Here is a 13,145-nt window from a genome sequence, read left to right as displayed (position 1 = left end):
TGTTAGTGCCGACTTCGAGTTGAATATTTAAGGTGAAATATCCAGGGCCAGATCTGGTTAAGGAACATCCCACAAGAGGCGGAGGCTATCTGAGGTTCCAGTCTTGTGCGCGTCTGGAACCCCGACATATTGCTTACTATCTATAGAGCGACAATTCTATTGGGGTATTTCTGAGTGCCTCATTAATGATCAGGGTTCAGTTCAGGATCGACCCGGAATGCTCGGAATTGGCTCCTACGGCCTCACATTCCAGCCGGAACTCCTCTTGCGGCTTGGTTTCACCCGCTGCCGGCGGTCCCGATTCGCTTAGCGCTCGGGTGTGAATGCGGCGCTGCTCCTGCATCGAGATCCGCTCGTGATCTTCTGGCATCGGTTCACTCCAGCTCCCCTGCGGCCACCTTCTCGCGGATGCGGCGCAGCAGACCTCGCGCCCCATGGGATTCATCACAGGGGCCACCGGCGCTGTGACGTTCTTTGCGGGCCGCAAAAAACAGCGCACAGCGCAATTCAGTGAGGGTGGTGGCGCTGTTGTCGTTATAGAGAGCCGCGCAGTGTTAAAAGCTCCCTGCCACCTCGTAACCATTAATCGTGTGAGCGAACATCTCCCACTTGCGCAGGTCGCCATCGGGATCGGGAATGCGATCGAGCTTTAGCTGACGGTTGGTCAGTTCTTGCATCGGTTCAGTCCTGCTGGGTGTTAGTGCCGTCCCAGACGTTCAAGCTGCTGCGCAGCACGTCTTGGCGTAAGCGTTTGCGGCTGAGGTTGCGGTCGCTGCTGAGCAAGTGGCGTTGTTCGGCAAGGCGCTGGCGCTCGTGGCTGATGCTGCTGCTCTGGGGCATGGCGGCCAGCTCGATATCGATCGACTGCAGGCTGGCTAAGGCGGCGCCTTGATCACCACGATCGAGAGCCTCGATGACGCTGCGCCGGTCGCGGCTGGCCTGCAGCAGGGCCAGCTGTTCGGCTACATCGAGATCCACCTCCAGCTCACTGAGTTCAGCAGCGCTCAGCACGGGCAGGATCAGCTGCTGGCGCAGCTCCTGGCGGCGCTCGATGCCGGGGCTGTCCCAGGCGAGGCGGATGCCGGTGATCGGCTGGTTGGGCGTCCAGGCGGGCAGCTGCAGACGCAGACCCACCTGCAGTGTCTGGCCCTGACGCAGGTTGGGCAGCTGCAGATTGCCGGCGCTGGTGACGCTGAGGTCGTTGATCACGTCAACCAACTCGGCGCCGTGCTGGGGGCGAATGCCGATGCTCACCCGGCGGCCGCTCGTGGTTGCCAGACCCTGCAGCTCGCTGGCGTAGAGGTCGGCCAGCTGGGCGGGGCTTTCGATCTGGGCCAAGGTGCCGTCACCGGCTGCGGCGATGGCGCCCATGAGGTCTTCATCGAAACCAGCCCCCAGGCCAAAGGCGCTGGTGCTGATGCCGCGCTGGTTCAGGCCAGCCACCTTCTCGGCAACGGCGGATTCTTTCGTGAGGCCTTCGTTGGCCTGGCCATCGGAGAGCAGCAGCACCCGGTTAAGGGCCGCAGCATCGAGGTGTTCCGCCACCTGCAGGGCACCGGCCAGCCAGCCATCGAAGAGCGCGGTGGTGCTGCCGGCCTCGATCGTGTTGATCGCCTGCAGGAACGGCAAAGCCGAATCAACCGGTCTGGAGGGAACGACGATCTGCACCTCGTCATCGAAGGTGACGATGGCGAGCCGGTCGCGGGCGGTGAGTTCAGCGGCGAGGCTGCGTGCGGCCTTGCGGGCATGGCTGAGCTTCTCGCCGGCCATGGAGCCGGAGCGATCGATCACCAGCGCCAGATTTAGCGGCGGCCGCTGGGGCGTCTGCAGATCTGGGGGCCGCTGTGGTGGCTCGATGCTGATCAACAGATCGAGGGTCGTGGACGCATCGCCCGCAACAGCGGGCCGCAGGGGGCGGATGGTGATCGTGGGTTGCATGGGAATTACGGGTTAACGATTCAGGGGGGTAGAGATTCAGGAGAGGTCGTCGAGGTGGTCGCGGAGGCGATCGAGCAGGCGCTGCAGCCAGGCCTCACGGCGGCTGCCAGGTGGCGGCAGCGAGGCGCTGTCACTGAGGTGCAGCTCCACACCGGGTGCCAGGGCGAGGCGATGCCAGCGGCTGGTAGTGCGGCCACCACCGCGCGGCGTCAGGCGACGGCTGGGCTCCTCGAACGGTGCCGACTGACAGATCGGAGCGCCAAGCATCTCCAGCAGATCCAGATCCGGAGAGCTCTGGAGGGGGGGCGCGCTTTGCAGCTCCTGGAGATAGTCGAGGGCGGCATTGGTGGCCGGCGGCTCTTCCAGCTGGGTGAGCTGGCGCTCCAGTTCGCTGTTGCCAGCGGCCAGCAGCGGCGCAATGGCCGTGAGGCTCAGGCCGCGCCGGGCGAGGGAGCGAACCAGCAGCAGCTGCAGCAGCTGACGCTGCCCGTAAACCGCGCGGCGGCCGTCCTTGCCCGGGCGATCGATCAGCCCCTCAGTGGCATACAGACGCACGGTGCGCGGCGTGACCTTCTCGCCAAGGCGCTCGCTGGCAAGGGCCAGCAGTTCCTCCAGCCCGTAGACCGGAGAAGGGACAGGAGCAGCAACGGGGAGGTCGGCCATCCCTCAAACGTATACGGTTGCAGTGCTGCTGTCAACAAAGCAGCAGATTGCTTCTGCCCGGGCCATGCTGAGCGAGCTGTCTAGATCTGCCCTGTTGACCCTGTCCCGTCTGCTGCTGCTGCTGGGGATCGGTGTGGCGCTGGGCGTAGCGCTCTGGCCCCTGGTGCTGCCGCTACTGGCCCTGCTGGTGCTGGCTGCAGTCCTCTCTCGTGGTGGCGCCAAGCCCAGGCCTCAGGCCACCGCCCCTCAGGCACCGGCCATCAGCCCACCTCCAGCTGGCCCGGTGCTGGATCCTCAGGTGCGGGCCCAGGCGCTGGCGCAGGTGGAGCGGATCAACATCGAGGTGCAGCGCGAACGACTCGAACGCGTGTTTGACCAGCGCTGATTACGTTGAAGCCCCAGCTGGGAACCCATGCCGATCACCCCCCGCTATGGCGACGCTCTGGCCTGGGCGGATGAACTGCATCGCGACCAGCGGCGCAAGGGCAAAGCCGTGCCCTACATCTCCCACCAGATCGCCGTCAGTGGCCTGGTGTGGGAGGACGGCGGCACGGAGGATCAGGCGATCGCTGGCCTGCTGCACGACGCCATCGAAGACGCTGGCCAAAGCCACATCTCAATCGCCGAACGCTTTGGCGTGGCGGTGGCCGACATCGTGCGCGACTGCACCGACACCAGCGAGGAGGCACCAGCAGGCGAGAAGGAGCCGTGGCTGCTGCGCAAGACCCGTTACCTCGGCGCCCTGGCGCACAAGCCCGAGGACTCCCTGTTGGTGACCGCCGCCGATAAGGCACACAATGCCCGCGACATGGTTCTCGATGCCCGCCGCGATCAGGAGATGTGGGTGAAATTCAATGCCGGGTTGGAGGGCTCAGCCTGGTATCTGCTGCGGATGCATCAGCAGCTCAGCCATCGCCTGCCCCACAGCCGCTCCACCGAACTTCTGGGGGAAGCGGTGCCCGAGATCCTGGCTAGTCCGCCTTTCCAGCGGATCGTGCCCGAGGGCATGGCAGCAGCCGTATGGGCAGCCAGCTACGCCGAGCGTCAGTAGGACTGGCGGACTGAGCCGGTCTCGTCAGTGCATGCCCGCCAGGTCAATGCATTCGATGCACGAAGTTGCGGCTGACCGCGCTGGCAGGGCAACCTGAGTTGCACGCAGGAGTGTCGATGCAAACGCCCTTGCGCTGGCTGCCGCTTGCACTCCCCGTGGCCAGCGCATCGGCCCTGGCTCAGCAGCCGGTGCAGCCCCTCCCGAAAGTGGGCGGTTGCCCGCTCGGCAACTACAGCTCTGGCGGCTACTGCGTGCCGAGCGCCAGCGGCAACACCCTCGGCGCCATCGAGAAAGCGGGGAGCAGCTGCCCGCTGGGGTTCTACTCATCTGGCAACTACTGCGTCAAGAGCCGCTGATTGCCATGGGCTTCCGCTTTCGACGCTCCACCCGCATGGGCCCGCTGCGCTTCAACTACCGCTTCGCGGGCCTGCGGCTACAGCAAGGGTGGGCTTAGCTCGATCTCAGTGGGCGGGCTAGGTGCCTCGTTCAACATCCCCGTCGCCCGGAGTGGTGGTGCGCGCACCACGGTGGGAGGGCCGGGCACGGGCCTGAGCTGGAGCGTGGAGCACGCGCCGGATCGTCCAGCCGTGATCCCAGCGGGGAGAGCAGAAGGGCTGCTCAACAGCCGCCGGCTGTGGCCCGGTCAGCTTGATGCCCCTAAGCCGCAGTTGTTGGAGGTGCTGCGCCAGGAGCTGTTTGCACCCAGCTCCACTGGGGAGCAGCTGTGGGAGCACGTCCTGGTGAGCCGCCTGCTTGCTGCTGGCTCTGATCGAAACGCCGGAGGCGATGGAGGCATATGTACTGCGAGCCCAGGGGCAGGACGATGCCAAGCACCGCGCCCACCGCTGCATCGAGGCGGTACAGGAATGCTCTCGCCTGGCCACTGGGCGTGGCTGGCTCTCCTAACCAGGCAATGCAGGCCGAACGTTTCGGGGTTTGTTGTGTTCACCCCTATCTGGTGAACAAGAGCTGCAACGTGTCCCGCAGTCAATCTGCGAGGGGGTTATGGCTGCCCAGACGGGTGCCCCAAATGGATCCAGCAAACAGTTCATGTTCTCTGACCAGGCTCAAGACCTGACCTTCCAGTGGCTGCAACTGCTCAAGCTGCATAAACAGCTCAACAGGAATCACAAGAGCCGTGCGCCGGTGGATGTGATTCACCATCACCAGCTCCACAGCGAGGTACTGCGAGTTGATTTCCTCAAGCCCTTCCGCAGTAGTGGCGGCTGGGCTGGAGAAGTCGTGTGGTGAGCTGATGGCTTACGACGCCTGTTGATAGAGCTCCTCCAGCCGCTCCCGGCTGAAGTCGACGTAGAGGACCTCGTCACCGGGCTCGGGAGCCTCGGGATGGCGCCTTGGCTTGGCGCCACTTCTTTGGGATGCAAGAGAAGCGGAGCCACGTAGGTTCTGACTCATCAAGGCAAAAGCTCCACCTGCGATGAGCGCAAAGAAGATCAGGTAGACAGCAGCCAGGAGGTCGTTCAAAGGGTGGAAATCTCTTTCCGTAAACCTAGTGCAAAGAATTGTTAACCGCTGGCCACTTTGCCTCAATCCCGTGAGCCCAACCCCTCAAGTTTTGACCTGAACAGCGGAGACCCGCAGCAGTGCCTGGCCTGCAGTCCTCGCCGACGTGGCTGCGGAAAATCGGCAGAGGGGCTTGAGAAGCAGCACGGTTCCCATCCGAGGCCCCCGTGCTGATGAAGTTGGAGGCTTAGCTGGCTGTGGAACGAGCGCGAACTAGCAGGCCATCTGCCGGCGAGGGGCTAGGGATGACCCTGAGCGTCAGGTCCTGATCCGCCTCCAGCGCCAAGGTCACCTGTTTGAGCAGCCCCACCGCCAGCAGCCGGATTTCCAGCTCCGCAAGCGCCTTGCCCAGGCACACCCGCTCACCACCTCCATAAGGCAGCAAGGTGACCGTGGTGTCACCGTCCAAATGCCGCTGCGGGCGGAAGATTGCCAGATCCTCCGTATCGGCCCCATGGCGCTGGCTGGCGGCGATGCTCACCTGCACCACCCGATCGGCTGGCACCAGTACACCCGCTAGGGCAATGGGCTTCAGGGTGCGGCGGAAGAAACCACCCACTGGCGGGGTCAGCCGCATCACCTCCTTCACGACCGCATCGAGCCGCGGGGCACGGAGGGCGTCGGTGGCGCTCCCAGCCTCCCCCTCCTCCGGCGGCCACGGCAAGACGTCGAGTTCCTCCCTTAGCCAGTCCAGCTCGGCTGGGTGTTGCAGCAGGGTCAGAAGCAAGCAGCTCAGGGCGGAGGCGGTGGTTTCGTAGCCGGCAAACAGCAGCAGTAGAAGCTGCTCCGCCACGTCGTCGTCGCCCAGGGGGAGACCGGCTTGATCGAGGCCACCGGCTAGCAGATCAAGGCCGCCGGCGGCGATGGGTGCTCCAGATGCCATGGCGGACTGCGCCTTCTTGAGCACAGCGCCTAGACGCTTAAGCAGACGTTGGCGGGCTTGGCGGGCACGGGCGTAGGGGCTGCCGGGCAACGCCAGGGGAAGTGAGAAGAGACCCTGGCACCAGGTTTCAAAATCTACGAACAGGGCCTCGCGATCGATGGGGTCTAGCCCCAGCACCGTGCTCGCAATCACGCTGAAGGCAAAACGCCGCAGCTTTGGCACCAGGGCCACCGGCGCGTCTGAAGCGAGCAGCTCCTGGCTGAGCTCGTTGACCAGCGCCACGATCGTCGGGCTATAGCGCTTGAGGGCAGCAGAGGCGAACAGCTGGCCCACCACCCGGCGGCGGGCTTTGTGGTCGGCGCCGTTGCGGTTCGCCAACGACAGGGGCCCCAGCAGCTCTCGCACACTGTCGGGCCACCAGCCCTGAACCGCATCGCCCTGGGCAAACAAGTCGCCGATCGCCTGGCCACCGCGAATGAATACGGTCCGTTGCCCCAGCAGGCTGGTTTCGTACACATCGCCGTAGCGCTCGAAGCGAGAGCGGGCGAAATCAGGATCGCGAAAGAAGGCAAGGGTCTCGAGCACTCCGCTCAGCGCTGGCGTGCTCGGCAGGGGCTGGAGGGTGGCGGGATCGAGGGGCACCAACGTCAGCTGGAATAGGGCCAAGGATGTCGGATCACAGCCGGCACCGCGCCGCCACAGACACGCAGCGGTTCAGAAAAACAGGATGCTCAGAAGAGGAAGGCGATGCAGAGGCTCACCAGGGCCAGCCCTGCCAGACCGGTGGCGGCGAGAAGCGAAAAGGATTGAACCACCGGCAGCTCCAGCACGGCCAAAACCTAAAGCAATCCTTAAGGCTCGCAACCAGTCCGGCCTGGTCTCGGTGCAATCCTTCACGGCCACGGAGGCCCGGCTCACGAAAGCCATCACTGCAGCGTGGGCCAGCCTGCCTCTGCTGACGATGCGGCTTGGGCTGATCCGCACCTGACAATGGCGTTCAGCTGATCGAAGGACTTGGTTCGAGATCCAGATTGTTCCCCCAGATAGCGGCGAAATGCTGATCTACCCGCGCCAATCGGCCTAGGACTAATTGAAGATCAAAAGCCGAAAGTTCGCCGTCGGTATTCCATTTCAGGCAAGTGAGGGCGACACAGCAGCCTGAGCTGATCGATCTGTTTGTCATTGGCGTACTTCCTAACTGAATCTGCTTCCACTTTTTTCAGTTCTGGGCATCACGAATGCGGCCAAACTGGTCATTACAGCCACAAAAGTGGAGCGGCGTCATCACTGGGCGGCCCGGAAGCATCAGCCCGCTAACGGCGGAGCTGGGAAGACCGTTAGACAGTCCTCCACGACAAGGCTGTGCTCGGCCTGGTTGTCGACCCTGAACCGTCCCCAGGTCGCCATCGGGTCGGAGCCCAGCAGGCTCCAGAGCACGGAGATCAGGCTGCGGTCGTAGGGCGCAGAACTCAGCTCCTCAGGACAATCGACGATCGAGCCCGGCTTCAAGGTGAGGTGCAGGCCACGCTCCCAGCTCAGGAAGGTGCCGTCGTGGGTGGGGTAAAACCAGCAGGTGGCGTTGCTCAGCTCGCTGAGCGCCACGCGATCGAGGCACCGCAGGCAGGTTGGGTCCTCCGGATCGCCCTGGTACACACCAAGCCAGTGGTGCCGGGGTTCGATCCGAACCACCAGGGCGGCGCAGAGCAACTGAGTGCCATCACTGCTGCGGCGTTGCTCTCCGGTAAGACGACCATCGAGTGGAAGCAGCTCCAGATCGGGATGCTCAGCGCCCCGGTTGAAGATCCGCAGAGCGAAACCAGTGGAGGGCCCTGCGGCCTGCGCTTGCTGCTGAACCTCATGAGAAGTGGTGGCGTCAGGCAGCTGTAGTGCCGGGGCCACCACAAAGATCAGCGGTGGGTTCATGGCGATAGCCGTGAGTCAGGGCAGTAGCTGGGGTGCCGATCCAACAAACGTGGCAGGGAGGCAGCAAAAGCCAAGGATGCTTGCATCAATTTCCCCCTACCGATTCGGTCCCTGTTGATCGAGGGAGGTCAGTCCAGAGGAAGAAGGCCAAAGCAACACGCCCGCTCATCCGCGGGCGTTGGAGTTGACGGTTACCGGTATGGCGCGCAGCTCGCCAGCGTCCAGTGAGGAGAAAGCAGGCTCAAGGTCATTGGTCGCGCTGAGGTCGTCGAGCACAGCCGGCACGATGCCGGCATCAAAGGAGAAGCGACCGGGGCCGTTGAACAGCAGGGCGAGGCTGCCGCCTAGATAGAGGACCACCAGCTCCAGCACATAGATGTTGAAGCCGGCTGTGGAGATGTGCTGATAGGCCGCCACCGTCATCGTGCCGCTGAGGGCCAGGGCACCCACGGGCGTAAGCAGGCCCAGGATCACCAGCCAGCTGCCAATCAGCTCCGAGAAGCCGGCGGCGTACGCGAAGAACAGCGGGAAGGGCAGGTGCAGCGAGGCCACATAGGTGTTGGCGAACTGCTGGGGATCGGCGAGCTTTTCTTGGCCGTGGTGAATCATCAGTCCGCCGATGCTCAGGCGCAGCAGCAGCAGACCGACGGAAGCCAGCAAGCCTGGGCGCTGCAGGTAGGCGCGGACGGCAGGCGCCACTGCTGCTACTAGCCCAGCCAGAGGTGCAGACCTAGAGGCGGGAAAGTCAATCGCGACGAACCTGTTCATCGAGATGAACCAAAGGGCGACACAGGCGGCCATGAAGCCGCCGAACAGTTCGAGCAGGGTGTACGTGGACACGGGGTGGGAGGTCGTTTTCAAAAATCATGGCAAGCTTCATTAAGGAACGTGAAGCGCCGCGGACATCCAGCCCAGCCCTGTAATGGCGGAGCTTCCGGGCGGCGGCTCGGAGCGCCAGGGCTCACGGATGCTCCGCCAGGCAGCCAGTATGTAACTAGTTCGTTACAAAACGATGACCACTGGCGAACTGTTCCTTGAGAGCCTGAGCTCCGGGGTGATCACCCAATCTGAGATCGACTGGCTGCTGAGCCAGCAAGAGCACTTCGCCAGGACCGAGCAGGCAGCCATGCAGCGGCTTGGCCGCCTGCTCGATCAAGGGCAGATCCAGCTGGGCTGCCGGGTCGCACCGCAGCCACATCTGCAGCTCCAGGCGCTGAACGAGTTGACCGAGCCGTTCGGACCAAGGCGCCGATCCTCCCTGGCCCTGGCTGCCTGACGACAAGTCGAGGGGAGGGGCGTTTCCAGTTGCTCCGACTGGATCGCCCGCCCATCAGCGCTTAAATCCAAGCGACACAATTGTGCGGCTAACCGCCAGGATCGAGGCTCGCACTGGGCGCTTTTATTTAAAGACTATTTGCAGTACAGATATATGAATTGTTCTTGAAAAGGGGAGTTGCAGTATAGACACTCGGTCAACATTTTCGTGAGTGGCAAGCAGCAAGTATGAATCAACCCATCCCTTTGCAACTGTCTCGCAGCCTGCTGGATGCCGCTGGAGTATCAGTTTCGTTGCACAATCTTGAGAGAATACCTGCCAAAAGCAAACTTCTTATTGTCAGCAACCATCGCAGCCTGCTTGATGCTCCCGTGCTGATGAAGGCGATTGGCCGCCCTGTGCGATTCGCCTGTCACTATTACATGAGTCAAGTGCCGCTACTGCAGCAGGCAATTGCCTTGATGGGCGCCTTTCCGCTCGAGGCAGATCAGAGAAGGCAGGCATCGTTCTTCCGGCAGTCGGCCGGGTTTCTGCAAGCCAATCAGGTAGTGGGCGTGTTTCCTGAGGGTGCGGACCCGATGGTGAAGGTCAACGCCCCTCAGCAGCTCAGCCCGTTCTACAGGGGTTTTGCCCATTTAGCCCTGAGGGTGCCGGTGGATGGCCTTGCGATCCTGCCGATTGCTATTGCTTCAAGGGAGGAAAAACGGGGAAAGCTTGCTCCGCTTGCCTTGTTTCGGCGCTTTGATCCATCAGAAGCACTGTTTCAAGGCGATGGCTGGCATTCTGCAATCCTCTATCGGCATGTTGATGTTCTCTTTGGCCATCCTCTGCTGATCGACGAGAGTTGGAAATCTCGGTATCGAGGTAGCGGCGGAGCTACTACAGCTCGAGAGCTCACCCAAGCCTGTTGGAGTCAGATCGCTGAATTGTTGGCCCGCTGATGCTTATTAGTACTCCTTGATCATGATCGCTACCCCGAAGTCTTTGCGGCTCCTTGCTTGTACACCTGTAACGGCATCACGACCGCTGTTTGTCTTTTTGCCGGGCATGGACGGCAGTGGTGCGCTGCTGCAACCACAGGTTGCTGGACTCAGCACTGGCTTTGACATTCGCTGCTTGTCTATTCCTCCAGACGACCTCAGAGGATGGGAAGAATTGACTGAGCATGTCGCCGCACTGATCCAGATGGAGCAGCAACGGCATCCTGGGCGAAAGACCACAGTTTGTGGTGAATCATTTGGTGGTTGTTTGGCGTTGAGATTGATCACACGCTTTCCGAAGCTGTGTGACCAACTGATTCTGATCAATCCCGCCTCCTCAGCTCAGCGTCAACCCTGGATCGGTGCCTGCAGCTCTTTGACTCAGCTGCTGCCGGAACCGATTTACCAGCTCTCCACCTTCAGTTTGTGCAATCTGCTGATTGCATCCCATCGGGTCAGCAGGCCCAGGCGGCATCAGCTGCTGGCCGCCATGCAGGCTGTGAGGCCTCAAAGCGCTGCCTGGAGATTGGCATTGCTTAGTCAGTTCCACCTGGAGGATCTGCCCCTGGATCGCGTACGTCAGCCTGTTTTAATCCTGGCCTCAGAAGCGGATCGACTCCTGCCTTCTCAACGCGAAGCGAAGCGATTGGCACGCTTTCTTCCAGACACCACAATCGTTCAGCTTCCGGATAGTGGGCATGCCTGCCTTTTGGAGACTCAACTCAATTTGTCTGCCATCCTCAAGTCGCAGGATTTGTTTTCTGATCTGCCGGCGTCCACGTTGCCAATAGGCGCGCCAGCTCAGGCGGCTGCTGCCCTCTGGTAGCCCGGTGGCATGGGTGAAGCCTGCGACACAGGAATTGGAATCATGCGGGAAACCGGCCGCGCCTGGCATTGCCACTGCTTAACGTTTCGAAACATTGCATCAAGGCCATGCTGGATTGTGACCTCAGTCGCCAGTTCGTTGTTGAGACCCAGGCAAGAGCCATCGATGCCTGCAACGACGTGGACGAGCTCAGGCGCATCGCCAAAACGTTGCTGACGGCTTGGCATCTGCAGACCGACATGACGCGGCACTTTGGCGCCCAAGCTCTGGGCATCACCCCGCCATCGACATAAGCCTGTCCACCTTGGAGGTGGGATGGCTCAATTTTGTAGGCCAAGTCGACGCCGTAAGCGCTTCCCTACTGAGGCGTGTCAGTCGTGTAGCGGTGATCAACTGCCTGGAAGTGCCTTGGCGGTTGATCCGGCAGGTGTTGCAGCGCCTGATGGGTCTATTGATCACTGCGGTGGCGATGCAGGTTCTGGTGAACGGACCAGAGGCTGCTTCTCGATCCTGGCCCGAGAGGGGCTGGGAAGGGCAGAGAATGAGCCTGGCCAGTTCCTGATTACTCCCCAACGCCATGCCTGCTGATGTGGTGATCGGGAGTACAACGCTGCGATTGGCAAGGCGAAGCGATGTCGCCGTTGCCCTGCGTGTGGCAGCCCATTTCCAGCGCCGTATCGCTGAGGACGACTGGCGCCCCTACCAGAGCAGAAAGGATGCTGTACGGGCCTGGACCCGGCTGGGCGGCATCCGCCTTCAGGTGATGGAAGCGCTGAGCCTGCTAGACGAGTCCTGAAACTCTGCTGCGTCCACAGCACAAGGGCATTACGGGCACGCAGGGCAGGTCTGCTGAGAGCCGGGGTCTGCTGGTCCCTGAGCTCACCAGATGCCTGGCAGCAGCCGGGAGCTGCGCTGCTGCCAGACGCTGAATTCCGGGTATTTCGCTGCCATCTGCTTTTCCTTCTGGCCGATGCGCTGCAGGTAGATCAGCAGCACCAGAGCCGGCACCAGGTAGGCCCAGATGTTGCCAGCCACCACCGCGAAGCTCAGGTAGCGCAGCAGATCGCCCAGGTAGTTCACATGGCGCACGCGCCGCCAGATGCCATCGCTCACCAGGCCAGCCCCCATCGCCTTGGCGGTGGTTTTCTGGGCATCGGCGCTGGCGTTGATCAGGCTGCCGAAGCTGAATAGCACCAGTGCCAGGGCCACGGCGGCCTGGGATATAGGCACGGGATTGAGAAAGGCCAGCAGCCCCGGCAGGCTGTAGAGCACGCCTATGAAAAGCAGGGCGAAGCCAAAGCTCACCACCCCTACGCGCTCGTTGAACAGTTGGCGGGCTCGCTCGGGAAACAGCCACTGCTCCAGCAGCCACCAGAGGCAGTAGCTGATGTGCAGGCTGAGATAGAGCACCTGGCGCATGTCCTGCACCCCGATCACGGCCGCCAGCGCCAGCAGCAGCACGATCGTGAGCGCCTTGGCGGTGTTGATCACCGTGAGTTGGCTCCAGCCCATAAACACACCATTAATGGCGTCACCCTACCGGCGCGTTCAGTTGGGCCAGGGCCGCCGTGGCTGTGCGCACCACGCCATCCTCAGCCGCGAGCAACTGCTGCATCACCGGCTCCGTCGCCGGGGAGACTTAAACCGCTATGGATGGCGATCAGGCTTGTGCGGACCGACGTCGCTGTGTGGCGACAAACGCAGCGCCACCGCCCGCCAGGAGTAGCCCCCCGCCGACTGCCAGAAACACCAGGGTCTGGAGCAGCAGCAGGAAGATCCCGAGCGCCGAACCAGCCACTATTTGAATTCTGGCCTTGATCAGCAGGGTGAGCAGCAACAGCACGGTGCCTTTAAGAGCCCATACCTGGGCTGTAGTGAACAAGCAGAAGGGATTCAAAAGCACGGCGAGAGTAAGAGCTTGTCCCATCGTGGCTGGTGATAGATCGAGGTAGGGCACCCAGCCAATAAAAAAGCCCCCTGGTGAGAGGGAGCTTTTGGGATTCCGTTATTTCCCAGCCGTAGCTGGGCTGTTGACTATCAACCGATTGCAGGTGCGGTCAGTGCCACGGGGGTGGCAGTAG

The 13,145-nt window shown here is 62.2% G+C and carries 22 protein-coding genes; 11 read left to right on the top strand and 11 right to left on the bottom strand.

All coding sequences use genetic code 11. From position 1 onward, the window contains the following. Positions 1 to 196: 196 nt before the first annotated feature. From KBY73_RS06310 to KBY73_RS06290, 5 genes are read right to left on the bottom strand one after another with little or no spacing between them, the layout of a single operon-like run. Complete coding sequence (locus KBY73_RS06310; protein WP_254936262.1) at positions 197 to 370, bottom strand: hypothetical protein; 174 nt, start codon at positions 368 to 370, stop codon at positions 197 to 199. A 4-nt stretch (positions 371 to 374) separates the two neighbouring features. Continuing rightward, on the bottom strand, positions 375 to 506 hold the full coding sequence (locus KBY73_RS06305; protein WP_254936261.1) for a hypothetical protein: 132 nt from the start codon (positions 504 to 506) through the stop codon (positions 375 to 377). Positions 507 to 554: 48 nt separating this feature from the next. Beyond that, entirely contained in the window at positions 555 to 677 is a 123-nt protein-coding gene (locus tag KBY73_RS06300) for a hypothetical protein (protein WP_254936260.1), read from the bottom strand. A 4-nt stretch (positions 678 to 681) separates the two neighbouring features. Next, positions 682 to 1,938 carry a VWA domain-containing protein gene (locus KBY73_RS06295; RefSeq protein WP_254936259.1) on the bottom strand — a complete coding sequence of 419 codons (1,257 nt, stop codon included), beginning with the start codon at positions 1,936 to 1,938 and terminating at the stop codon, positions 682 to 684. A 36-nt stretch (positions 1,939 to 1,974) separates the two neighbouring features. Next, positions 1,975 to 2,601: a MerR family transcriptional regulator gene (locus KBY73_RS06290; protein ID WP_254936258.1), complete on the bottom strand. Its 627-nt coding sequence runs from the start codon at positions 2,599 to 2,601 to the stop codon at positions 1,975 to 1,977. Between the two features lie 94 nt (positions 2,602 to 2,695). Here KBY73_RS06290 and KBY73_RS06285 point away from each other — a divergent pair, with 94 nt between their 5' ends. From KBY73_RS06285 to KBY73_RS06265, 5 genes are all read left to right on the top strand, one after another. Then, a complete protein-coding gene (locus KBY73_RS06285) occupies positions 2,696 to 2,986 on the top strand; it encodes a hypothetical protein (protein WP_254936257.1) in 291 nt (96 codons plus the stop codon). A gap of 27 nt (positions 2,987 to 3,013) precedes the next feature. Beyond that, a complete protein-coding gene (locus KBY73_RS06280) occupies positions 3,014 to 3,652 on the top strand; it encodes an HD domain-containing protein (protein ID WP_254936256.1) in 639 nt (212 codons plus the stop codon). A 155-nt stretch (positions 3,653 to 3,807) separates the two neighbouring features. Continuing rightward, positions 3,808 to 4,008, top strand: a complete 201-nt coding sequence (locus tag KBY73_RS06275; protein ID WP_254936255.1) for a hypothetical protein — start codon at positions 3,808 to 3,810, stop codon at positions 4,006 to 4,008. Between the two features lie 397 nt (positions 4,009 to 4,405). Further along, positions 4,406 to 4,558 carry a hypothetical protein gene (locus KBY73_RS06270; protein ID WP_254936668.1) on the top strand — a complete coding sequence of 51 codons (153 nt, stop codon included), beginning with the start codon at positions 4,406 to 4,408 and terminating at the stop codon, positions 4,556 to 4,558. Between the two features lie 144 nt (positions 4,559 to 4,702). Beyond that, on the top strand, positions 4,703 to 4,903 hold the full coding sequence (locus KBY73_RS06265) for a hypothetical protein (protein WP_254936254.1): 201 nt from the start codon (positions 4,703 to 4,705) through the stop codon (positions 4,901 to 4,903). Positions 4,904 to 4,912: 9 nt separating this feature from the next. Here KBY73_RS06265 and KBY73_RS06260 read toward each other — a convergent pair whose 3' ends face one another. The 4 genes from KBY73_RS06260 to KBY73_RS06245 form a co-directional block, all read right to left on the bottom strand. Continuing rightward, positions 4,913 to 5,068, bottom strand: a complete 156-nt coding sequence (locus tag KBY73_RS06260) for a hypothetical protein (protein WP_254936253.1) — start codon at positions 5,066 to 5,068, stop codon at positions 4,913 to 4,915. A 295-nt stretch (positions 5,069 to 5,363) separates the two neighbouring features. Continuing rightward, positions 5,364 to 6,653: a cytochrome P450 gene (locus KBY73_RS06255; RefSeq protein WP_396096831.1), complete on the bottom strand. Its 1,290-nt coding sequence runs from the start codon at positions 6,651 to 6,653 to the stop codon at positions 5,364 to 5,366. A 711-nt stretch (positions 6,654 to 7,364) separates the two neighbouring features. Beyond that, positions 7,365 to 7,982: a hypothetical protein gene (locus KBY73_RS06250; RefSeq protein WP_254936252.1), complete on the bottom strand. Its 618-nt coding sequence runs from the start codon at positions 7,980 to 7,982 to the stop codon at positions 7,365 to 7,367. Between the two features lie 165 nt (positions 7,983 to 8,147). Further along, on the bottom strand, positions 8,148 to 8,822 hold the full coding sequence (locus KBY73_RS06245) for a DoxX family protein (RefSeq protein ID WP_254936251.1): 675 nt from the start codon (positions 8,820 to 8,822) through the stop codon (positions 8,148 to 8,150). A 172-nt stretch (positions 8,823 to 8,994) separates the two neighbouring features. Here KBY73_RS06245 and KBY73_RS06240 point away from each other — a divergent pair, with 172 nt between their 5' ends. From KBY73_RS06240 to KBY73_RS06215, 6 genes are all read left to right on the top strand, one after another. After that, the gene (locus tag KBY73_RS06240) at positions 8,995 to 9,258 is read left to right on the top strand and encodes a hypothetical protein (RefSeq protein WP_254936250.1); all 264 of its coding nucleotides are present in this window, start codon (positions 8,995 to 8,997) and stop codon (positions 9,256 to 9,258) included. 227 nt (positions 9,259 to 9,485) lie between these two features. Next, entirely contained in the window at positions 9,486 to 10,199 is a 714-nt protein-coding gene (locus tag KBY73_RS06235; RefSeq protein WP_254936249.1) for a lysophospholipid acyltransferase family protein, read from the top strand. Positions 10,200 to 10,221: 22 nt separating this feature from the next. Then, positions 10,222 to 11,064, top strand: a complete 843-nt coding sequence (locus tag KBY73_RS06230) for an alpha/beta fold hydrolase (protein WP_254936248.1) — start codon at positions 10,222 to 10,224, stop codon at positions 11,062 to 11,064. A 107-nt stretch (positions 11,065 to 11,171) separates the two neighbouring features. Continuing rightward, a complete protein-coding gene (locus KBY73_RS06225; protein WP_254936247.1) occupies positions 11,172 to 11,357 on the top strand; it encodes a hypothetical protein in 186 nt (61 codons plus the stop codon). A gap of 17 nt (positions 11,358 to 11,374) precedes the next feature. Next, entirely contained in the window at positions 11,375 to 11,626 is a 252-nt protein-coding gene (locus tag KBY73_RS06220; RefSeq protein ID WP_254936246.1) for a hypothetical protein, read from the top strand. A gap of 15 nt (positions 11,627 to 11,641) precedes the next feature. After that, on the top strand, positions 11,642 to 11,860 hold the full coding sequence (locus KBY73_RS06215; RefSeq protein WP_254936245.1) for a hypothetical protein: 219 nt from the start codon (positions 11,642 to 11,644) through the stop codon (positions 11,858 to 11,860). A gap of 83 nt (positions 11,861 to 11,943) precedes the next feature. Here the strand turns inward: KBY73_RS06215 and KBY73_RS06210 are convergent, their stop codons facing one another. Further along, complete coding sequence (locus KBY73_RS06210) at positions 11,944 to 12,576, bottom strand: isoprenylcysteine carboxylmethyltransferase family protein (protein ID WP_254936244.1); 633 nt, start codon at positions 12,574 to 12,576, stop codon at positions 11,944 to 11,946. A gap of 148 nt (positions 12,577 to 12,724) precedes the next feature. Next, positions 12,725 to 12,991 (bottom strand): hypothetical protein, encoded by a 267-nt coding sequence (locus KBY73_RS06205; protein WP_254936243.1) that lies wholly within the window; start codon positions 12,989 to 12,991, stop codon positions 12,725 to 12,727. Between the last annotated feature and the right edge of the window lie 154 nt (positions 12,992 to 13,145).

The organism is Cyanobium sp. Tous-M-B4, from assembly GCF_024345395.1.
Taxonomy (GTDB): Bacteria; Cyanobacteriota; Cyanobacteriia; order PCC-6307; family Cyanobiaceae; genus Cyanobium_A.
This window is presented reverse-complemented; position numbering and strand designations above follow the sequence as displayed.

Excerpts from the sequence above, each read along its gene's own strand:
- KBY73_RS06240 (WP_254936250.1), top strand. The coding sequence starts at position 8,995 with ATGACCACTGGCGAACTGTTCCTTGAGAGCCTGAGCTCCGGGGTGATC.
- KBY73_RS06250 (WP_254936252.1), bottom strand. The coding sequence starts at position 7,982 with ATGAACCCACCGCTGATCTTTGTGGTGGCCCCGGCACTACAGCTGCCT.
- KBY73_RS06210 (WP_254936244.1), bottom strand. The coding sequence starts at position 12,576 with ATGGGCTGGAGCCAACTCACGGTGATCAACACCGCCAAGGCGCTCACG.
- KBY73_RS06215 (WP_254936245.1), top strand. The coding sequence starts at position 11,642 with ATGCCTGCTGATGTGGTGATCGGGAGTACAACGCTGCGATTGGCAAGG.
- KBY73_RS06290 (WP_254936258.1), bottom strand. The coding sequence starts at position 2,601 with ATGGCCGACCTCCCCGTTGCTGCTCCTGTCCCTTCTCCGGTCTACGGG.
- KBY73_RS06225 (WP_254936247.1), top strand. The coding sequence starts at position 11,172 with ATGCTGGATTGTGACCTCAGTCGCCAGTTCGTTGTTGAGACCCAGGCA.
- KBY73_RS06235 (WP_254936249.1), top strand. The coding sequence starts at position 9,486 with ATGAATCAACCCATCCCTTTGCAACTGTCTCGCAGCCTGCTGGATGCC.
- KBY73_RS06300 (WP_254936260.1), bottom strand. The coding sequence starts at position 677 with ATGCAAGAACTGACCAACCGTCAGCTAAAGCTCGATCGCATTCCCGAT.
- KBY73_RS06205 (WP_254936243.1), bottom strand. The coding sequence starts at position 12,991 with ATGGGACAAGCTCTTACTCTCGCCGTGCTTTTGAATCCCTTCTGCTTG.
- KBY73_RS06260 (WP_254936253.1), bottom strand. The coding sequence starts at position 5,068 with ATGAGTCAGAACCTACGTGGCTCCGCTTCTCTTGCATCCCAAAGAAGT.
- KBY73_RS06265 (WP_254936254.1), top strand. The coding sequence starts at position 4,703 with ATGTTCTCTGACCAGGCTCAAGACCTGACCTTCCAGTGGCTGCAACTG.
- KBY73_RS06280 (WP_254936256.1), top strand. The coding sequence starts at position 3,014 with ATGCCGATCACCCCCCGCTATGGCGACGCTCTGGCCTGGGCGGATGAA.
- KBY73_RS06310 (WP_254936262.1), bottom strand. The coding sequence starts at position 370 with ATGCCAGAAGATCACGAGCGGATCTCGATGCAGGAGCAGCGCCGCATT.
- KBY73_RS06230 (WP_254936248.1), top strand. The coding sequence starts at position 10,222 with ATGATCGCTACCCCGAAGTCTTTGCGGCTCCTTGCTTGTACACCTGTA.
- KBY73_RS06295 (WP_254936259.1), bottom strand. The coding sequence starts at position 1,938 with ATGCAACCCACGATCACCATCCGCCCCCTGCGGCCCGCTGTTGCGGGC.